Source organism: Desulfomicrobium apsheronum, assembly GCF_900114115.1.
Classification (GTDB): domain Bacteria; phylum Desulfobacterota; class Desulfovibrionia; order Desulfovibrionales; family Desulfomicrobiaceae; genus Desulfomicrobium; species Desulfomicrobium apsheronum.
The window spans coordinates 49276-69864 of the sequence record NZ_FORX01000001.1; the positions used below are offsets into that span (position 1 = coordinate 49276).

The window sequence follows — 20589 nt, forward strand, 5'->3', positions numbered from 1 at the left end:
CTGTTGAACCCGAGCTAAATGTCAAGGTCCGAAACCAGAAGGGCATTACGCTCGATGAATTCACGCCGGGGTTCGACCTTGTCGCCCATGAGCTTGGTGAACAGCTCGTCGGCTTCGACCGCATCGTCAATGGTCACCTGCAGGAAGGTGCGCGCCTCGGGATCCATGGTCGTGCTCCAGAGCTGCTCCGGATTCATTTCGCCCAGACCCTTGTAACGCTGCACGTTGATCCCCTTCTGGGCCAGATCCAGGACTTGGCGCAGCAGATCGAAGGGACCCGTCGCCTCCAGCTCCGTATCCTTGTGCCGGATGGTCCAGACCTGTCCGGAACCGACTTCCCTGATCCTGCCCAAAAGCTCCACGGCCCGACGATAGCGCTTGGAATAGAAGAATTCCACGCCAAGGCGGATGACATGGTTGTTGGCATCGATGAAGCGCAGGTAATGACGCGCCTCGCTGTCCAGAGCCTCGCCGTTCTGGGGCTCGTCCTGTTCGCTGATGAGCTCAAGGGAAAAGCCGCCCTCGGCCATGTGGGCCGTCAAGGCCTCGTCCGGCCCGTTTGCGCGCAGCTCATCGGGCTCGATCACACAGGGCGCATTGACCACCTGCATGAACAATCCGTCCGGGATGCCCATGTTGGCGACATCGACGGCCAGTTCGCGCAGGGCCAGAATGGTGTTCAGGAGGCCTTTGAGCTCCTCGCCCGTGACGGGTTCCCGGTCCGGGACAACCAGGGCGACCTCCTCGGTCACGCGCTGGATCAGGAACTGGCTCATCTCTTCCTCATCCTTGATATAGCGCTCGAAAGAACCCTTGTGCACCCGGTAGAGCGGCGGCTGGGCGATGTAGAGATAGCCCTGCTTGATGAGCTCCTCGTAGTGGCGGAAGAAGAAGGTCAGGATCAGGGTGCGGATATGCGCCCCGTCCACGTCGGCGTCGGTCATGATCACGATCTTGTGGTAGCGAAGCCGCGCAAGATCCACGTCGTCCTCGCCGATGCCGGCGCCCATGGCCGTGATGAGGGCTTTTATCTCCTTGTTCTGGAGCATCTTGTCGAAGCGGGTCTTCTCCACGTTCAGAATCTTGCCGCGCAGGGGCAGGATGGCCTGGAACTTGGGATTGCGGCCCTGCTTGGCGGAGCCGCCGGCCGAATCACCCTCGACAATGAAGACTTCGCACTCGGCGGGATCCTTGCTCTGGCAGTCGGCCAGTTTGCCGGGTAGGGCGTTGTCGGACAGGGCGCCCTTGCGTCGCACCAGATCCTTGGCCCGCCTTGCCGCGTCGCGGGCCCGCGCGGCGTCGATGACTTTCTCGATGATCAGCCGCACGTCCTTGGGATTTTCTCCGAAGAACTGATTCAGCGCCTCGTAGACCATGGTCGCCACATATCCGGCCACCTCGGAGTTGCCGAGCTTGGTCTTGGTCTGGCCCTCGAACTGCGGGTTGGGGATCTTGACGCTGATGATGGCGGTCAGGCCCTCGCGCACGTCATCGCCAGACACCTTCTGCTTGAGCTTCTTGGGCACATCGCTGTTCTGGATGTAGGTGTTGATGGCACGGGTCAGGGCCGTCTTGAAGCCCTGCAGGTGCGTGCCGCCTTCCTTGGTGCGGATGTTGTTGGCGAAGGTAAAAACGTTTTCCTTGTAACCGGCGGTGTATTGCAGGGCGAAATCGATGCTCACCCCTTCCATCTCGCCGGTCCCGCCGACGACCTTGTGAATCCCGTTGTCCTGGTTCTTGTTCTTGACGAAGGAGATGATGCCGCCTTCGTACTTGAACACGTCCCGGTTCTGGGTCTTCTCGTCGAAAAATTCGATCTTGATGCCGGGATTGAGATAGGCCAGTTCCTCGAAGCGCTTGGCCAGCACGTCGTACTGGAAGTCGAGTTCCTCGAAGATCTCCTCGTCGGGTCTGAAACGGACCAGGGTCCCGCTCTTGTCGGTCTCGCCGATCACCGCCAGCGGGGCCTGGGGCACGCCTCGGCAGTAACGCTGGTAGTGGCGAAAGCCGCCGCGACTGACCGTGACCTCAAGGTACTCGGACAGGGCGTTGACCACGGACACGCCCACGCCATGCAAGCCGCCCGAAACCTTGTAGGTGTCGTTGTCGAACTTGCCGCCGGCATGCAGGACGGTCATGACCACTTCGAGAGCGGGCTTTTTTTCCTTGGGATGCATGTCCACGGGAATGCCGCGGCCGTTGTCCACAATGCTGACCGAGTTGTCCATGTGCACGACGACCTTGATATGGTCGCAATAGCCGGCCATGGCCTCGTCGATGGAGTTGTCAATGACTTCGTAGACCAGGTGATGCAGGCCGTTGGTGTTGGTCGAGCCGATGTACATGGCCGGACGCATGCGCACAGCGGACAAACCTTCAAGTACGGTAATGTTGTCTGCGGTGTAGGTAGATGTTTTTGTCATATATTTACAATATCCCGTTTCTCTAAGCGCTTACAATTACTTGCGCTCTCTTCTGATTGATTTACATCCCATTTTTCAAATTCAATTCCGGCATCAAAGGGGAGACCAAAAGGGATGCCGCAAAAATTCAGTTTAAACTTAAAGCCTTTATTCCAGCCACCTTTCTTTTCACGCGCGGTGTTCATTTAAACTCTCCTTTAACGTCATCACCCAGTTCGAAAAGTACTGTGAATGCCATCAGGAAAGCCTAGATTTCTTCCTTGCTGTAATAGGTGTCTTCGGTGATCTCCACGGGCATGGTGATGATCATGTAGTTGGGGTCGTCCTTGCCGGTTATGCGGCAGGGTTCGGAGGGGCCCACGAAAGAAAAGGTCAGGGAGTCGGACACGAAGTGCCCCAGGATTTCAAGGATGACCTTGGTCGGCAGGGCGATCTTGGACAGTTCGCCCTGGTACTGGCAGCTGATCAGCTCCGTGCCCTCGCCGATGTCCTGACCCTGGCAGTAGAGGGACAGCTCTTCTGGGCCGAAATCGAAGAACGTGGCCTTGTTGGCTTCGGTGTTGAAGACGAAGATGCGATCCAGGGCGTCGGTCAGCTCGTGTCGGTCCACCACCAGGTTGGAGGCGAAGCGATCCTTGTATTGGTTGATGAAGTTGCGATAGTCGGCAAAAACGTAGGCCTTGAGCGGAAGGCTGAATGATTCCTTGCGGTTCTCGGTGCGCAGGAAGAGGCGCTTGTCCGAGAGGCTGATCTCGATCTCGTCGTTGGTCAGCCACTTGCGGATTTCGAGCAGGTACTTCTTGGAAACCAGAAACCCGTCCTGCCCGAGAACTGCGCGGATATCGGGGTTGGAGAAACGGAGCAGGCCGAACTGATGGCCGTTCAGGCCGCAGATCTCCACATCGTCGTTCTCAACGGGCGCGAACTTGATGCAGTTCATGCTGGTCAGGTCTTCGTCGTCGGCAATGCAGAAGGCAATGCGATCGATGATCTCCTTGAAGAGATCTCCGGACCAGAGCACGGCGTTCTCCGCCGGGAACGGATTGAAGTCCTGGAACCAGGAGGATTCGTTGGCGGGAAGCTTGTACTTGCGGCGGCCCTGTTCGATGTGCAGGTGCTTGGCGCTCGGGTCGAGCTTGAGGGTGATCTCGCCCGGGGGGAGGCGGCGCATCAGTTCGCAGAATTTCTTGCCCTGCACGCCGACCAGTCCGCCATCGCTGATCACGGCCGGATAGACGCCCACGAACTCGATGCTCGAATCCGTGGCCAGGATGGAAATGGTGTCGCCTTCGGCCTTGAGCCAGACCGTGCGCAGATAGGCCGCGCCGGTTTTTGACGGAATGATGTTCGCGGCCTTGAGCAGTCCGTCAATGACCTCTTCCTTACGCACTTTCAAAAACATCGCCGACTCCTTCTCCTGACTAGGCAAGGGTTGTTTCGTTCATGGCCAGGCATTTATCGCTCAACTCATGTAACATGTTTTTTATGCTTTTATCATCTCTTTGCAATTGTTCGACTTTTCGGCAGCTGTACAAAACCGTCGAGTGGTCCCTTCCGCCAAAGGCACGGCCAAGCTCCGGAAACGACAGCCCCAGATGCTTGCGGCACAGGTACATGGCCACCTGCCGGGCAAAAACGAGGTCGTGCCTGCGGCCGGAGGACAGGATGTCTTCGGGCTTCAGGTTGAGCCTGGCGCAAACCTCGTCCAGAATCTGTTCGACACTGAGGCCCGTTACCGCGCGATCGTCCAGATAATTGAGAATATTGTCAAACTCTTCATCGGAAATGTGGTCATGGACCAATTCCCGGTAGGCCCAAAGCTTCAGGAGACATCCTTCCAGATTGCGCAAATCGGAAAACCGCTGGGCGAGGAGCAGAATTCTGTCCCTCGAAAGATCCAGACGGCGCTCCCGGCAACGAGACTGGGCGTATTGGGTGCGAATGTCCAGATCCGGAGCCTTGAGCATGACGCTAAGGCCCCACTCAAGGCGCGACTTGAGCTTGGGCGCCAGAAACGCGAACCCGCCGACCTTGCCCGAACAGGCAAAAACCATCTGCTTGCGCTGCAGATGAAAGTGGTCGAAGAGCGCCAAAAGCTCGCCCTGCAGGTACCTGTAGCGGGCAATCTCCTGCAGGTCGTCCACCGCCAGAAGCTGCATGGACGTCAGAAATTTCCGCGCGTCGGACCGGGACGAGTACAGCTCGTGCAGATCCTCGATGCCACCCACATAGGTCCCGTCCCCGCCATGCTCGCTCCTGGCGTTGGCGATGGCCCGCAGCAGAAAGGATTTGCCCGACCCGCTTTCTCCGCAAAGCACGAACGGGTTGTACGGAGCTTCCCGGCTCTGAGCAACTTCCTGGGCCGAAGCCAACGGAAAGTAGTTCTTGTTGTTGACCAGGAAGTTGTCGAAAATGAACTCGGACCCAAAGGGCAAGGCCTGCCCCGCCGGCCGGGACTCGCGCACGATGCGGGAGCGGCTTCCGTCCCGGCATTCATAGGAGATGGTCAGATCGGAACCGGCCAGGGCCTGTTCGAAACGGGCCCGCGTGTGATTTTCAAACCAGTCGGCAAAAAATCTGTGCGGAAAGCGCACCGTGAGCACCGAACCATCCACGCTCAACCCCAGGGATGAACGCCATTTGTCCAGCTCTTCCGGGGCAAAGGCCAGCTCCAGCGCCGCATCGACCCGCGCGCTGCTCACTTGCTCCCCGCATGGGCCACGGCCCTCGGCTGGTTTACTCCGGCGTACAAATCAGACATAGTCATCCCTTGCGGACCGCCTGCGGCCCGATAATATATTTTGGAGGACATGCATGAGCGCACCATTTGAAGTCCACAGAACCATCGCCGAAATCAATGAAAAAATCCGACAAGGCAAAGCGGTCGTCCTCAACGCAAGCGAAATGACCAGTTTAGTTCGCAAGGAAGGCAAGGTCAAGGCCGCCAGGCAAGTCGATGTCGTCACCACCGGCACTTTCTCGCCCATGTGCTCCTCCGGCCTGATCTTCAATATCGGCCAGCAGCCTCCGACCATCAAAACCTCCAAGGTCTGGCTCAACGGCGTGCCCTGCTACGCCGGTCTTGCAGCGGTGGACTCCTATCTTGGTGCCACCGAACCGACGGAAGAGGACCCCTTGAACAAGGTCTATCCCGGCCAGTTCAAATACGGCGGCGGCCATGTCATCGAGGATCTGGTCAAGGGCAAGCGCGTGCACCTGAAGGCCGAAGCCTACGGCACGGACTGCTACCCGCGCAAGGCCATCGAGAAGAACGTCTCCCTGGCAGAGCTGCGCAACGCCATCCTCTTCAATCCGCGCAACTGCTACCAGAATTACAACTGCGCCATAAACCGCACGGACAAGCTGAAATACACATACATGGGCCCGCTCAAATCAAGCATCGGCAACGCCAACTATGCCACGGCCGGCGAGCTGAGCCCATTACTGAACGATCCGTATTTTAGAACCATCGGCCTGGGTACCCGTATCTTCCTTGGCGGAGGCGTGGGCTACGTCATCGGCGAAGGCACCCAGCACGTTCCAGACCCGCAACGCAACGAGCGCGGCGTGCCCATGAGCGCCTCGGGGACCCTCATGGTCAAGGGCGACCTCAAAGGCATGAACGCCCGCTATCTGCGCGGGGTGAGCATCGTCGGCTACGGCAGCTCCCTGGCTGTGGGCCTGGGCATCCCCATTCCCATCCTGAACGAAGAGATGGCCTGGTTCACCGGCGTGGCCGACGAGGACATCCTCGTGCCCATCGTCGATTACGGAGAGGACTATCCAAACGGATATCCGTCCAAGTACGGACACGCCAGCTTTGCCGACCTGAAGAAGGGAGTCATCCGCGTGGAAGGCAAGGATGTGCCCACCACGCCCCTGACCAGCCACACTCTCTCCCTGGAAGTCGCCGAGGAGCTCAAGCGCTGGATCCAGGAAGGTCGATTCCTCTTGACTGAAGCCCAGGAACCCATTCCCGCAAGGTGAGTCATGGCCGAACCCGTTTATTTCTGGAACCTGCGCGCCTCGCGCAAGGCTCCGTATGAAGCAAAGGTCAAGCGCCTGCTGAAGCTGGCCGGCCTGGGTGCGGAACTTCGCTCCGGCGATCTGGCCGCGATCAAGCTTCATTTCGGGGAGGGCGGAGGCACTGGCCATGTGCGCCCCTTGCAACTCGCGCCCATTCTGGCCTTTGTCCGCAAATGCGGGGCCAGGCCGTTTCTGACCGACACCAACACGCTCTACGTGGGCCAGCGCGGCGAATCCGTTTCCCACGGGCTGCAGGCCGCCGCCCACGGTTACGACCCCAATGTTCTGGGTGCGCCGGTCATCATCGCCGACGGACTCAAAAGCGGCAATGAACGGGCCGTTCCCTGTCCCGGCAGGCATTTCGAGTTTGCCTATCTGGGCGGGGACATAGTCGACGCGGACATGATGGTCACGATCAGTCACTTCAAGGGCCACGATCTGGCCGGATTCGGCGGCGCCATCAAGAACGTGGGCATGGGCTGCGCCACGCGCAAGGGCAAGATGCAGCAGCACTGCGGCCTTGGCCCGACCATCCATCCCGAGCATTGCACCGGCTGCGGAAACTGCGTGGAGGTGTGCAGCCACGGCGCCCTGACCCTTGACCCAAGCGGCAAGGTCACCATCGACCGCGACAAGTGCGCGGGCTGCGCGGCCTGCTTCCTGGTCTGCCGCGCCGGAGGCCTGGAAGTGGACTGGCGGGTGGATGTGAACACATTTCTTGAGCGCATGGCCGAGTATGCGGCGGCCGCGCTTTTGACCAGGCCAAGGCGGACCTTCCACATGAGCTTCATCCAGCAGGTCAGCCCCGGATGCGATTGCACGGGCTTCTCCGATGCGCCCATCTGTCCCGATCTGGGACTGCTGGCCTCCTGGGATCCGGTGGCCCTCGACCAGGCCTGCCTGGACCTGGTCAACCAGGCCCAGCCCTTGTTTCCGAGCGCCCTTCCGGAAGGCATCGTACCCGGACAGGACAAATTCGAGGCCATCCACGGACACGTGCGGGGCGTCCATCTTCTGGAGTACGCGGCAAGCCTCGGGATCGGCTCCCGGGAATATGCGCTTCAGCCCGTATGAGACAGACTTTTTGACACACATTGAGACTGGACAAAGGGCGTAACGCTATTATATGTGCCCTTTCTTTGAATCAGCTTAAAATTTTATCCCATTGGAGGAATACATAATGGCTCAGAAGAAAATCGAACGCAAAAAAGAGATTGATCGTCGTCGCAAACGTCGTGCCGAGCGCATCAAGGAACGCATCAAGGAAGCCAAGGCCGCTGCCAAGAAATAGGCCCTATTTTTAGGGAGGTAACCATGCCCATTTACGAATACTGCTGTGAAGACTGTCGTCAGATCTTCGAAGAGTGGCAGAAGGATTTCAAGGACAGGGAAAAAGTCTGTCCGGTCTGCGGGGGCACGTCCCAGAGGCTTATCTCCAACACCTCCTTCGTGTTGAAAGGAGGCGGCTGGTACGCTTCCGGCTACAGCAAGGAATCCGGCGGCAACGGTAAGAAAAAGGACACCTCGTCCACTCCGGCCCCGGACACAACCTCTTCGGCGTCCTGACCAAGGCAGCTCCGGCTGCCTTTTTCATTTTCAGTCGCGGATGATCTCCAAGCGACTCCAAACATCAACCCACCCCCACCACCATGATTGATCGTTATACCCGCAAGGAAATGGGCGACATTTGGACCCTTGAACAAAAGTTCCGGGTCTGGCTCGAAGTGGAACTGGCCATCTGCGAAGGCTGGCACGCCATGAATGTCATTCCGGCCACGGACATGGCCACCATCAGGGAAAAGGCCGATTTCGAATTGGACCGGATCCTCGAACTCGAAGAGACCACCAAGCACGACGTCATCGCCTTCCTGACCGCCGTGGAAGAAAAGGTCGGCCCTTCCGCCAGATACATTCACCTCGGCTGCACGTCCTCGGATATCGTGGACACGGCCAACGCCGTGCTTCTGACCAGGGCAGGCCGGATCATCCTGGCCGATCTGGACAGGCTGCTCGGCACCCTTGAGACGATGGCAAGGACCCACCAGGGCAGGCTTTGCATGGGCCGCACCCACGGCATCCATGCCGAGCCGACCAGCTTCGGCCTCAAGATGGCTGTCTTTCATGCGGAATTCCAGCGCCACAGACAGCGCTGGGTGGACGCCCTGGAGAACATCCGCTTCGGCAAGATCTCCGGCGCCGTGGGCACCTACGCCCAGCTCGAACCCGAGCTTGAGGAGCGCGCCCTGACCATCCTCGGTCTTGAGGTCGATCCCATCTCCACCCAGGTCATCCAGCGCGACCGCTACGCCCAGTATTTCACCACCCTGGCACTCATCGCCGGCGGCATCGAACGCATCTGTGTGGAGCTTCGGCACCTGCAGCGCACCGAGGTGCTGGAGGTCGAAGAAGGCTTCGGCAAGGGACAGAAGGGCTCGTCGGCCATGCCGCACAAAAAGAATCCCATCTCCGCCGAGAACCTGACCGGCCTTTCCCGCCTGGTGCGCACCAACGCCGTGGCCGCCTTGGAGAACATGGCCCTGTGGCACGAACGCGATATCAGCCATTCATCGGTGGAGCGCGTCATCATGCCCGACTCGACCATCATGGTGAACTACATGCTGAACCGTTTGAACGGGCTGCTCGCGAACCTGCGCATCATCCCCGAAAACATGGAGCGCAACCTGATGGGTTCCTACGGGCTCTTCTTCTCCCAGCGCGTGCTCATCGCCCTGGTGGAAGCGGGTCTCCCGCGTCAGGAGGCGTATGTCATGGTCCAGGCCGTGGCCATGGACTGCTGGCGGGATCGGACCTCGTTCGAGGCTGCCGTGCGTGACAACGCCAACATCACCGCCCATCTCGACGCCGCCCGGCTGGACCAGGCCTTTGATCTGAACTACTATCTGCGGCACGAACAGACCGTGTTCAACCGCGTTTTCTCCCGGGAGAAGAAAAATGATTGATCTGAAGAGACGCCTGGCCAGGCTGCTCATCGAGAAGTCCTATCTCGAGGGCGACTTCACCCTGACCTCGGGCAAGAAGAGCGACTATTATTTCGACTGCAAGCACACGGCCCTGCATCCCGAAGGGGCATGGCTCATCGGCAAGCTCTTTTTGGACATGATCCGCGCCAAGGGCGGGGTCAAGGGCGTGGGCGGAATGACCCTGGGCGCCGACCCGCTGGTGTCGAGCGTGACCGTGGTCTCCCATCTGGAGGGTTACCCCCTGCCCGGATTCATCATCCGCAAGCAGTCCAAGGGTCACGGCACCAACCAGTACCTCGAAGGCCTCAAGAACTTCGAGCCGGGCCACAACGTGTGCCTGCTCGAAGACGTCATCACCACCGGCGGCACGCTGCTCACGGCGGTGGAACGGGTGCGCGACCAGGGCCTCAACATCGTCGGCATCATGGGCGTGCTCGACCGCGAACAGGGTGGCCGGGAGAATCTGGAAAAAGCCGGATTCGACCTGCAGACCATCTTCACCCGCAAAGAACTGCTCGAAACCGCGAAAAGCTAGGGAGGCTTCGGCCTCCCCTCCCCAAAAAATGGGTTCCCGCACCTTCATCCTGCTCGCGGCGTTCCTGTCCGTCCTCTTCGCCGCTCCGTCCAGCTCCCAGAGCTGGACTTCATCCTTTTCCGCACATCCAAGCACCCCTGCGGCATTCATGGCCGTGGACATGGGTCGGCAACGCGCCTTTCTGGTCGGCAACAAAAACGGCGAACTCAAAAAAATGAGGGATATGCCCTGCACGACAGGTATGCGCGGCGGCGGCAAGCTCCTGGAGGGCGACCGCAAAACCCCTGAAGGCGTCTATTTTCTGGAGGGCAAGGCCACAGGGGGCCTTGATTTCGACAGCTTCGGCAACACGGCCTTTCCTCTGAATTATCCAAACCCCGTGGACCGCATCCACGGCAAGACCGGGAACGGGATCATGATCCACGGCCGGGGCCGCAGCTTCGGGCCGCGCCAGACTCTTGGGTGCGTGGTTCTTGAAAACGACGACGTGGACACCCTGGACCGGCATGTGCGCATCCACGCCACGCCTGTCGTCATCGCGGAGTCGGTGAGCCTGACGGGCAAGGCTGGTCCGCCCCCGGAGATTGTCCTTGGCACCTGGGGCTGGATCAAAGCCCGTGAGCGACGCGAGAATGCTTTTTTCGAGATCTACGATCCCGTGCGTTTTGAAAAATCATCAAACATGAGCTTTGCCCGTTTTCGGCAGAAAACCCTGCAGGAATTCGCCGGCGCGAAGTGGGTCGACATCCGAATGGAAAATCTACAGGTCCTGCAGGGACCGGACTACATGGTCTCGGTCTTTGCCCAGCGCACCTTTCCTCAGGGGGAACAGGGCTGGCGCAGGTTGTACTGGATGCGTCAGGTGGAGCTCTGGAAGATCGTTGGCGAGGAGTGGATACCGCGGAACATGGGCGGAAGCGAGGACTACGCCGGGCTGGTCGGCAAGGAGATTCGCGAACGGCTGCGCGAATGCGCAGAGGCCTGGGACAAGGGCGATCTCAAAACCCTGGTGAGGACCTACGACCGGACCGGCAGTCGAAACGGCACCCAGGGCCGCAAAGCCATCGCCGCATCGCTTGAGCGCGACATGGCGGCCAAAAAGAAAAATCCCTACAGCGCCGAACCCGTGGTGCGCGTCACCAAAAACGGCATCGAGGCCAAACTCATGACGGATGGGCATTCCCGGAACATCCTCTTTCTGCCCGGGGCTTTTGACTCCTGGCTCATTGCAAGCGACGGGACGGCGAGGCAGCCATGACCTTCACCAACCTGCCCCTGCGCTACATTGAAGAGCACCCGCGATATCTGGACCTCTTTTTGACCCATGGGCTAAGCCCCGAACTTGGCCTCGACGCCCTGGCCCTCGATACGTTTTCGCCCGATTGGCACAAAAAGACCGCCCGCATTTTTCATGATGCCGGACTGACCTGCGCCGTGCACCTGCCCTTTTTCGATCTGCGTCCGGGAAGCCTCGACCATATGATCCGCAGGGCGAGCAGGGAGCGCCTGCTGCAAGCCGTTGACACCGCCCGGATCTACGACCCGGTCCATTTCATCGCCCATCTGGACTACAACAGCGTCATCTATTCCCATTTCGAGGAAGCGTGGCTTGAAAACTCCCTGCGCACCTGGGAGATGGTGCTGGACCAGACAGCAGATACGCCGCTCTATCTTGAAAACGTTTTCGAACTGAGCCCGGATCAACATGTGCGCGTGCTGCGGGGACTTTCCGGCAAGGCCGGAGCCTGCCTGGACGTGGGGCACTGGCACTGTTTCGCTAAAGGACGCAAACGCCAAAATCTTGCGGAATGGCTTGCGGCCCTGGCTCCCTTTCGCCTGCACCTGCACCTGCACGATAATGATGGCGAGTCCGACGCCCACCTTGGCCTGGGCCAGGGGACGATACCCTGGGACAAGCTCTGGTGTGGCCTGGCCGGACGGAAGGCCTCGGCCACCTTCGAACCGCACACCGAGGCCGCTTTCCTGGCCACCCAGGACTACCTGCGCGCCCACGCCCCGATGCTCTGAGCCGCAAAATTCGCGACACGAATCACGACACGCGCCTTGTAAATCGCGACATATCATGACATATCCATGTCGTGATTCGTCATCATTTGTCACGTCAAGGTTCACGCATGCATATTTCCACCCACAGACATGAAGAGATCCGGCAGCTTTTGCTCCAATATCCTGACGGGCTGACCAGCACCGCCATCTGCGCGTTTTTGCGAAATCCGCCCCATCCACGCACGGTGCAGCGCTGGCTGGCCGAACTCGCTGCGACCGGAATCGTGGCCGTTTCCGGTCGCGCAAGAGCCACCGTCTATCAGTTGACCACCCCGATCACGTCGCCTCCTGCGCTGCTGGCGGAGCCATCGGCGCCGTTTGACGCCACGGACGGCATTCCCCTGTCGGAGCAGGGCAGAGAGATTTGTGCCTACGTCAGGCGGCCACGCACAGGCCGGACCCCGATTGGTTATGATCGAAACTTTCTTGACGATTACGTTCCAAACCAGACCTGGTATCTGAGCGAGACAACCAGGAGGCATTTGCGGAACATTGGCGAGACGGACGCGTTCGGCCGCCCGGCAGGCACCCATGGCCGGGCCATTTTGAACCGGCTTCTGATTGACTTGTCCTGGTCTTCGAGCCGCCTGGAAGGCAACACCTATTCCCGGCTCGATACGCAGAAACTGATCGAGTTCGGTCGGCATGCGCAAGGCAAGGGCGCCCAGGACGCCCAGATGATCCTCAACCACAAGGCGGCCATCGAACTGCTGCTCGATGACGCCGAATCCGTGGGTTTTGACGCACATACCCTGCTCAGCCTGCATGGCCTGCTTTCGGAGAACCTGATGCCTGATCCGGATGCATCCGGACGCCTGCGGTTCCGGCCGGTGCAGATCAGCGGATCAGTCTTCATTCCCCTGGCCATGCCACAGATCATCGAAGAATGTTTTCATGGCATTCTTGATAAGGCAGCGGCCATTGCGGACCCTTTCGAGCAAGCATTTTTCGTGCTGGTCCAGCTTCCGTATCTGCAGCCGTTCGAGGATGTGAACAAGCGCGTCTCACGCCTTGCGGCCAATATTCCGCTTATCAAGAACAACCTTTCGCCGCTGACATTCATCGACGTTCCGGATCGGACATATGTCGATGCGATCCTCGGGGTATATGAAATGAACCGCATCGAATTGCTGCGGGATCTTTTTGTCTGGGCATACGAACGCTCGGCGAAGGAGTACGTGGCGGTGCGCAAGAGTCTGGCCGACCCGGATCCGCTGCGCCTGCGCTACAGGCAGCAGTTGCGGGAGATCGTCGTCGATATCGTGCGCAGCAGACGAGAGGATGTGCTGGAGACCATGGAGCGATTCGCGGATGAACATATCGAGGCCCAGGACCGCGATGCCTTTGTCGAGATGGTTCAGGACGAATTAAAGCGCCTGCACCAGGGAACGCTGGCCAGGTATCGGCTCCGGCTTTCCGAGTTCGAAGCGTGGCGGGAAGCGAGAAAGCTCTTGTGATCCAAGAAATGTCCCGCGCCTGGAGTACGGACCTTCGATGTGCCGCCCCGGTCGTTCTGCATCCGGGGCGGCTTTAGACTCGCAAAGGAAAAAAAACGGCGGGGAGAGGGTCCCCGCTACGTCAAAAAGAACGGCCCTCCTGCTCCGGCCACACGCCCTTGTAGCCCCGGCAAAGGAAGATGGTGAACGTCTGCCCGGTGCGTTTTCCGTGAGAGCTGACCACCACTCTCGGTTCATCCACGCTCTCGAACAGAGGGAGCACCCTGTCTGAAACCTTGTCCTTTTCGCCCTTGTAGACAAAAACCGCGTTTTGCATCCCGCTGTCCGGACCGGGCCACAGGTCGTACTGGTTCATCTTGCGCCCTCCGGCCAGGCAGAATGCCCGCTTCTGGCCCGGGACGTAAAAGGCCAGTTCCGCCGTGACACCGTATTCGCTCCCGAAGAGAAAGACGGTTTCCTCCCCGCCAAGCTCATCTCTGGCCTGCGCCACCTGCGCGCCCAGATCCTGCCAGCCCATGAGCCGGTGCACCGGATTCTTTGGACTATCGAAGGGAATGAATCCCTGCAAATGCAAGAGGATGAAAACGACCGCGCCCAAGGCAGGCCAGGCGAAGCGCCATTTGGGACGCGGATCGCGGTGCACGAACCGCTCCACGGCCAGGGCCGCGAGCATGATGCCCGCCGGGTAAGCCGTGGCCGACCAGTTGGCTTCGACTTTGGTGTGCAGACTCCAGAACAGGAAAAAGAGCCACACGGGCCAGAAAAAAACGGTCAGAATGATGCCCATGGACCGGGAAAGCCAGGGGAACACGGGCTCCTGATCGCTCTTTAAGAGCTGGCGACCGACCAACCAGGCTCCGATGAACAGAAAAACGAACCACCACGGGGTGACCACGCCCAGCTGACTGCCCAGATATTCGGGAAAGTTTTTCAGCTCAAAAAAGATCTTGGCCTTGTCCCCGGCCATGGCCCCACGATAGAGGACGTGCTTGATCCCGACCCAATCGTTGGTGGCGTTCCAGATCAGGATGGGCAGCAAACCGGCCACTCCCCCGATCCCCAGCGTCTTTAAAAGCCGTGGCCAAAAAAGGGCGGGCATGTCCTGTTTGCGACCGATCCAGAACGCGGCCGCAAGAGCCAGGGGCATGAAGAGCACCATGGTGTATTTTGCCGTGATCCCAAGCGTGAGGCACAGCCCGAGCATGATGAAGGCCGCGAGATGTCCCTTGTCCACGGCCACGCCAAGGCAGATCATGCCCAGAAGCCAGAAGACCAGGAGCGGATTGTCCGTGGTCATGAGCAGGCCCCCGGCCATGAAAAGCATGGTCGTGTTCAGCACCAAAAGCGTCCAGAAGGCGGTCCGGATGCGTTTCATATAGATGCCGATCCAACCCAGCACGGCCAGCTGCATGATCAGCGCCCCGATCATGGCGCCGGAGCGCACGCCAAGTTCCGTCGCGCCCAGAAAGGCCGTGCCCACGTAGTTGATGAACGCTATAAGCGGTCCCTTGGAATAATAGGACCACTGCAGACTCCGGCTCCAGTCCCAATACTGGGCTTCATCGGGCGCGAGATTGAGCTGTCCCGAGGCCACGAACCAGTATCTGGCCAGAGTTGCCGCCGTTATCAGAAGAAGACTCAAAGCCCAATACAATGCGGATTCTTGACGGTTGGTCATATGGCCCCCTCCTTGGCGGGAGCGGTTGCGAGAATATCCTTCATGTCCTGCGCGCAAATGCGCTCTATCCGAAACTCTCCCTGCCAGGACGGCAGAACAAAAAATTCGTGTCCGGGCCAGGAAAGGGCGGCTGCATGCAGCAAAAGCCCTCCGCCCCGACCATACCGGGGATCGCCGACAATGGCATGTCCGAGATCGGCCAGATGGACCCTGATCTGATGGGTGCGCCCGGTGCCGAGAACGACCAGCAGCAAACTTTTCTGCCCGTCCCCAAGCAATGGATGCACGTGGGAGACGGCCCGCTTGCCCTGTCCGGAGACCACCTGCTCGCCGCGACCCGTTTCGGCCTTGGCCAGCTTCGAGACGATGGTCCGCCAGCCGGTCGATTCCCAGACCCCTTCCACCCAGCACAGATAGGCCTTGGTCAGCGTGGGCCATGCCGCGTGCATCGAGCGCAGAAAATCATGGGTCTTGGCGCAGAGCAGAAGCCCGGATGTGTCACGGTCCAGGCGATGCACCGGGACGGGCACAAAGGCCTGTCCTTCGAAACAGCCCTTGAGACGGTCGTGCACGGAATCGGTCCAGCCCGTGCCGCCGTGAACGGGCAACCCTGCGGGCTTGTCGATCACGATCATCTCGTCGTTCTCGAACACGACTTGGAGCCCCGGCAGATCGCGCACCAGCTTATCCACGCGCTCCACGTTCACGGGCGGAACGCGCACCATCTGGCCCGCAAGGACGCGATCGAAAGGCTTGCAGCGGCGACCGTCGATGCGAACCTGGCCAGTGCGCACCAGACGCATGAGCAGACCCGTCGGAAGGCTGCCCAGCCGTGCCTCCAGAAAGGAAATGAGCTTGCGGCCGTTTTCCTCGCGCCCGACCTCCACCACCTGAACCGACGTCCTTTCCGACTGCATGGACCCTCCACTTTGACAGGCCCTTTCTTGATGGCTACAGGGGCTCTTGTCAAATAAGCCCTTAACCACCCCCCTATGAAAAATACCACTCGCTCTTTCAGGCTGGTGTGCGCACAGGATCAGATCAACGATGTGGAAGCCCTGCTTCATGCCGAAGGCTTCCGCTTCGAGCCGCAGCCCTGCTTCGCCCTGGCGCGGACCCTCACCGCCGAACCCATGCCGCTTGGCCGAAGCATCGCGGCCAAATTCGGCTACATCTACATTCAGGACAAGTCCTCCATGCTTCCGCCCCTGGCCCTGGCCCCCGAATCCGGGGAGCGCGTGCTAGACTTCTGCGCCAGTCCCGGCAGCAAGACCGGCATCCTCTCAAGCTTGGTTGGGCCCGAAGGGCTGGTGCTGGCCAACGAGCCAAGTCCGGACCGCCTGGCCACCCTGCGCGTGAACATGCGCCATCTTGGCTGCTATAACGTGGCTACCTGCAAATATGAAGGTCAGGCATTGCCCCTTCAGGATGACTCATGGCCGCGCATTCTGCTCGACGCGCCCTGCAGCGGCTGGGGCACTGTGGACAAGAACCCCAAGGCCGCCCAGATGTGGGCTGGGGAGAAAACAGCGCCGCTGGAAGCCCTGCAACGGGAACTTTTGACCAAGGCCGCCGGGCTTCTTGCTCCGGGAGGGCGACTCCTTTATTCGACCTGCACCACAAATGAGCGTGAAAATGAAGATCAGGTCCGTTTCGCCACGCAACACCTGGATCTTGTGTCCGAGCCCCTGACGGAATTCCCCGGATTCAGGTTCGCACCTTCCCTGCCGGGATGCCTGCTCGTGGACGGAGAGGGCAGCCTCGCACAGGGATTTTTCCTGGCCGCCCTGAAGAAGCCGGGCCAAAAAGAAAGGAACGTTCGCGCGCCCAAGGCGGAACTTCCCGGCGAACTTGTCTCAAGGCAGGAATTTTCGGCCCGCACCGGACTGGACACGGACTGGCTCCCGGAGCACTGTTTCCTGCGCGTGGGAGGCCGCATCTACCTTCTCATGAAGCAGGCGGCGGAACTTCCGGCGGAACTCCGCTGGCAGGGTTTCGCCGTGGGCAAGAGCGCCGGGGATGCCATCCTGGCCGACGCCACGCTGCGCATGTTCGTTCCGCCGAGGCCGGACGAAAAAAGCATGGTCCTCGAACAGGTGTCCACCATTCGGGAACTCCTGTCCGGACAAAGTTTGCCATGGTCCGGACCGGGAAAACGCCTCGCGTTCTATTTCAAGGGACTTCCCTTGGGTTTTTTGACGATCAAGGGCAATCGCTGCCTGTGGTCGGATCGATAACAAAAACAGGAGAGCATCATGATCGGATACCTGCGCAAGGCGGCCCGCCTCTTTCATCCGGGATCCAAACGAACCATCATCCTGCCTCTGGATCATGGAATTTCCGAAGGGAACATCCCCGGTCTGGAAGATCTGGGCAGTCTGCTTCGCGAAGTGCGGCATCTGCCCACCCAGGGCGTGATCCTGCACAAGGGCATGGTCATGGCCCACGCCGGGGAGATCCGCCTGGACCAGTCCCTGATCGTGCATCTCTCCGCCGGAACCCGGCACGGCCTGCCCTCGTACAACAAGGCCCTGGTCTGCTCCGTTCAGGAAGCGCTTCGACTCGGCGCGGACATGGTCTCCATGCACATAAACATCGGCAACGACCTCGAAGACCGCATGCTCTCGGATCTTGGCGCCTGCGTGGAAGAGGCGCACCAGCTCGGCCTGCCGCTGCTGGCCATGATCTACGCCCGAGGCGGACAGATCGTGAACGAGAACGATCCTTCCCTGGTCGCGCACAGCATCCGCATCGGCGCAGAGCTTGGTGCGGACGTGGTCAAGGTGCCCTATTGCGGAAACAATCAGAGCTTCGCCCGGGCCATCGCGGCCTGTCCCGTGCCCGTGGTCATGGGCGGGGGACCGCGTAATGGCGAGTTCAAATCCTTCCTGCGCTCGGTGCGCGAAAGCCTGGATGCCGGAGTGGCCGGGATGTGCATTGGACGCAACGTCTTCCAGCAGGAAAACCCTGCCAAGGCCCTGGAAGACATTTGCAACCTCGTGCACGGAAAAGGATAGAGAGCTAGGTGGTGGGTTCGGTATTCCAGGCCATGAGGGGAGTCTGGGCGCGGGGGGCGGTCAGATCGACGCGCACCGCCGTGAAGGCTCCCATCCATGGAAAGGCGGGCGTGCTGTTCAGATAGCGGATGACCGGAGCGGAATTCCAGGTGCAGGGCGGACCCAGAAGAATGGACCTGGCTTCGATGCCGCCCGGGGATAGATTCTTCTGGATCAGCGCGCGCATTTCGGGCCAGGTGAACCAGCGCGCCTCGCCGAGCGAGGATTTTCTTTTTTCAAGCCTAACGGACAGCCCGTACAGGGACATCCGGTTCAAAAAACAGATCAAGAGCCCCTTGCGCGCCACGCGCGCCGCTTCACGCAGGGCCAGGGCCGGATCTTCCACAAATTCGAACACGGTCATGAGCGAGGCGTAATCAAACTCGCGGTCTTCGAAGGGCAGATGCTCCGCGCTCCCAAGATGCAGATCTGCGCGATGACCTATCTTCTCCCGGGCCCGGGCCAGCATGTCCGGACTTTTGTCCATGCCCGTCAGATCAAACCCGCAGGACCAGAAAAACTCCAGAAACATTCCCGTTCCGCAGCCGATGTCCAGGAGCTTCTGCTTGCGCCTGGGCCAGGGCGCGATAACACCCTGCAGCAGTTTTTTTTCCTGCTGCAGGGCGAAACTTCCCCGCACGGTTCCGGCCCATTTGTCGTAGCGGACCGCGCTTTCCCGGTTCCAACGCATCAGATTTTGGTCACCGCTCCCTTGGCCGCGGACGAAGCCATGCGGCTGTAACGGCGCAGGATGGAGGAACGGATTTCCTTGGCAAAGGGTTTGAAATTCTGGCGACGCTTTTCAAGTTCCGCCTCATCGACCAGAAGCTCCAGGCTGCGGGCAGGGATGTCGATCCTGATACGGTCCCCTTCCTGCACCAGCCCTATGATCCCGCCTTCGGCCGCTTCGGGGCTGATGTGACCGATGGCCGCACCACGCGTTCCGCCGCTGAAACGGCCATCCGTCAAGAGCGCCACTTCACCGCCAAGGCCAAGGCCGGAGATGGCCGAGGTCGGGGTCAGCATCTCGCGCATGCCGGGACCGCCCACCGGGCCTTCGTTGCGGATGACGACCACGTCGCCGGCCTTTATCCTGTTGCCCATGATCGCGCTCACGGCGTCTTCCTCGCTTTCAAAAACCCGGGCGACGCCCGTGCGCTGCATCATTTCAGGCGCCACGGCGGACTGCTTCACTACCGCGCCGTCCAGGGCCAGATTGCCCTTCAGGATGGCGATACCGCCTTCATGAGAATACGGATCGGCCACGGTGCGGATGACCTCCGGCCGCAGAATGGCAGGCTTCAGGGCTTCCAGGTTATCCCCAAGGGTCCGGCCGGTCACGGTCATGACATCAAGGTCGATGCGCCCGCTCTGAGCCAATTCGTTCATGACGGCCGGGATACCTCCCGCCTCGTGGAGGTCGGCGATATGGTGCGGTCCGGCAGGAGACAGCCTGCAAAGATTGGGAGTCTTGCGGCTGATGTTGTCGAAAATGTCCAGGGTCAGATCAAGCTCGGCCTCGCGGAAAATCGCGGGCAGGTGCAGGACCGTGTTGGTGGAACAGCCAAGGGCCATGTCCACGGTCACGCCGTTGGCCACACTCTTTTCCGTGACGATGTCGCGCGGGCGGATGTTTTTTTCGACCAGGCTCATGACCTGCATGCCCGCATCCTTGGCCAGACGGATGCGCGCGCTGGTCGGGGCGGGGATGGTTCCGTTGCCGGGCAGGGACAGCCCAAGGGCCTCGGACAGGCAGTTCATGGAATTGGCCGTGAACATGCCCGCGCAGGAGCCGCAGCCGGGACAGGCGCATTCTTCCATGCGCTCAAGCTCCGCTTCGGTCATGCTGCCGCTCTTGACCTTGCCCACGCCCTCGAAGACCGTGATCAGATCGATGGTTTTGCCCTCGAACTTGCCCGGAAGCATGGGACCGCCGCTGATCATGATAGAGGGAATGTTGAGGCGCAGCATGGCCATGAGCATGCCAGGCACGATCTTGTCGCAGTTTGGAATGAAAACCAGCCCGTCGAAAGGCACGGCCGTGGCTGAAATTTCGATGGAGTCGGCGATAAGCTCGCGGCTAGGCAGGCTCATCTTCATGCCTTCATGATTCATGGCCAGTCCGTCGCACACACCGATGGTCGGAAATTCCATGGGCGTGCCCCCGGCCATCCGCACTCCGTCCTTGACGGCCTGGGCGATGATATCAAGATGCATGTGTCCGGGCACAATCTCATTGGCCGAATTGACCACTCCGATCAGTGGCCGCCTCATTTCCTCCCGGGTCATGCCGAGGGCAAAAAGCAGGGAGCGGTGCGGTGCCTTTTCCAAACCTTTGATCATTTTATCGCTACGATTCATTGAGA

At 60.1% G+C, this 20589-nt stretch carries 18 protein-coding genes; 10 read left to right on the top strand and 8 right to left on the bottom strand.

Translation table 11 applies throughout. The features are described 5' to 3' along the window. Nucleotides 1–14 precede the first annotated feature (14 nt). The 4 genes from gyrB to BMZ40_RS00225 form a co-directional block, all read right to left on the bottom strand. The gene (gene gyrB / locus BMZ40_RS00210) at nt 15–2423 is read right to left on the bottom strand and encodes a DNA topoisomerase (ATP-hydrolyzing) subunit B (protein ID WP_092372147.1); all 2409 of its coding nucleotides are present in this window, start codon (nt 2421–2423) and stop codon (nt 15–17) included. Further along, on the bottom strand, nt 2420–2608 hold the full coding sequence (locus BMZ40_RS00215) for a hypothetical protein (protein ID WP_092189811.1): 189 nt from the start codon (nt 2606–2608) through the stop codon (nt 2420–2422). Before BMZ40_RS00215 ends, gyrB begins: the two co-directional genes overlap by 4 nt. 62 nt (nt 2609–2670) lie before the next feature. Beyond that, a complete protein-coding gene (gene dnaN, locus BMZ40_RS00220; RefSeq protein WP_092372148.1) occupies nt 2671–3825 on the bottom strand; it encodes a DNA polymerase III subunit beta in 1155 nt (384 codons plus the stop codon). 19 nt (nt 3826–3844) lie between these two features. After that, the gene (locus BMZ40_RS00225; RefSeq protein WP_092372149.1) at nt 3845–5125 is read right to left on the bottom strand and encodes a helix-turn-helix domain-containing protein; all 1281 of its coding nucleotides are present in this window, start codon (nt 5123–5125) and stop codon (nt 3845–3847) included. A 112-nt stretch (nt 5126–5237) separates the two neighbouring features. On the opposite strand from BMZ40_RS00225, the gene BMZ40_RS00230 reads away from it, so the two are divergent. The 8 genes from BMZ40_RS00230 (at nt 5238) to BMZ40_RS00265 (ending at nt 13489) form a co-directional block, all read left to right on the top strand. Further along, nucleotides 5238–6410, top strand: a complete 1173-nt coding sequence (locus BMZ40_RS00230; RefSeq protein ID WP_092372150.1) for a homocysteine biosynthesis protein — start codon at nt 5238–5240, stop codon at nt 6408–6410. A 3-nt stretch (nt 6411–6413) separates the two neighbouring features. Next, on the top strand, nt 6414–7523 hold the full coding sequence (locus BMZ40_RS00235) for a DUF362 domain-containing protein (protein WP_092372151.1): 1110 nt from the start codon (nt 6414–6416) through the stop codon (nt 7521–7523). Nucleotides 7524–7763: 240 nt separating this feature from the next. Next, complete coding sequence (locus BMZ40_RS00240) at nt 7764–8015, top strand: FmdB family zinc ribbon protein (protein ID WP_092189821.1); 252 nt, start codon at nt 7764–7766, stop codon at nt 8013–8015. 83 nt (nt 8016–8098) lie between these two features. After that, on the top strand, nt 8099–9409 hold the full coding sequence (purB, locus tag BMZ40_RS00245; protein WP_092372152.1) for an adenylosuccinate lyase: 1311 nt from the start codon (nt 8099–8101) through the stop codon (nt 9407–9409). Continuing rightward, the gene (gene pyrE, locus BMZ40_RS00250) at nt 9402–9965 is read left to right on the top strand and encodes an orotate phosphoribosyltransferase (protein WP_092189825.1); all 564 of its coding nucleotides are present in this window, start codon (nt 9402–9404) and stop codon (nt 9963–9965) included. Before purB ends, pyrE begins: the two co-directional genes overlap by 8 nt. A gap of 28 nt (nt 9966–9993) precedes the next feature. Beyond that, entirely contained in the window at nt 9994–11223 is a 1230-nt protein-coding gene (locus tag BMZ40_RS00255) for a L,D-transpeptidase family protein (protein WP_092372153.1), read from the top strand. After that, nucleotides 11220–11993 (top strand): sugar phosphate isomerase/epimerase family protein, encoded by a 774-nt coding sequence (locus tag BMZ40_RS00260; protein WP_092372154.1) that lies wholly within the window; start codon nt 11220–11222, stop codon nt 11991–11993. The genes BMZ40_RS00255 and BMZ40_RS00260 overlap by 4 nt, the downstream gene beginning before the upstream one ends. 107 nt (nt 11994–12100) lie before the next feature. Continuing rightward, on the top strand, nt 12101–13489 hold the full coding sequence (locus BMZ40_RS00265) for a Fic family protein (RefSeq protein WP_092372155.1): 1389 nt from the start codon (nt 12101–12103) through the stop codon (nt 13487–13489). A gap of 121 nt (nt 13490–13610) precedes the next feature. Here the strand turns inward: BMZ40_RS00265 and BMZ40_RS00270 are convergent, their stop codons facing one another. Both BMZ40_RS00270 and BMZ40_RS00275 read right to left on the bottom strand, forming a co-directional pair. After that, nucleotides 13611–15167, bottom strand: a complete 1557-nt coding sequence (locus BMZ40_RS00270; protein ID WP_092372156.1) for an ArnT family glycosyltransferase — start codon at nt 15165–15167, stop codon at nt 13611–13613. Beyond that, nucleotides 15164–16084 (bottom strand): RluA family pseudouridine synthase, encoded by a 921-nt coding sequence (locus BMZ40_RS00275; protein ID WP_177192934.1) that lies wholly within the window; start codon nt 16082–16084, stop codon nt 15164–15166. The genes BMZ40_RS00270 and BMZ40_RS00275 overlap by 4 nt, the downstream gene beginning before the upstream one ends. A gap of 75 nt (nt 16085–16159) precedes the next feature. Here BMZ40_RS00275 and BMZ40_RS00280 point away from each other — a divergent pair, with 75 nt between their 5' ends. Together BMZ40_RS00280 and BMZ40_RS00285 are read left to right on the top strand one after the other, a co-directional pair. After that, nucleotides 16160–17404, top strand: coding sequence for an NOL1/NOP2/SUN domain family protein (locus BMZ40_RS00280; RefSeq protein WP_092372157.1), 1245 nt, complete (start codon nt 16160–16162; stop codon nt 17402–17404). 18 nt (nt 17405–17422) lie between these two features. Continuing rightward, nucleotides 17423–18184, top strand: a complete 762-nt coding sequence (locus BMZ40_RS00285) for a class I fructose-bisphosphate aldolase (RefSeq protein ID WP_092372158.1) — start codon at nt 17423–17425, stop codon at nt 18182–18184. A gap of 4 nt (nt 18185–18188) precedes the next feature. Here the strand turns inward: BMZ40_RS00285 and BMZ40_RS00290 are convergent, their stop codons facing one another. Both BMZ40_RS00290 and ilvD read right to left on the bottom strand, forming a co-directional pair. Continuing rightward, nucleotides 18189–18914, bottom strand: coding sequence for a class I SAM-dependent methyltransferase (locus BMZ40_RS00290; protein ID WP_092372159.1), 726 nt, complete (start codon nt 18912–18914; stop codon nt 18189–18191). Next, nucleotides 18914–20584, bottom strand: coding sequence for a dihydroxy-acid dehydratase (ilvD, locus tag BMZ40_RS00295; RefSeq protein WP_092372160.1), 1671 nt, complete (start codon nt 20582–20584; stop codon nt 18914–18916). The genes BMZ40_RS00290 and ilvD overlap by 1 nt, the downstream gene beginning before the upstream one ends. Nucleotides 20585–20589: the final 5 nt, after the last annotated feature.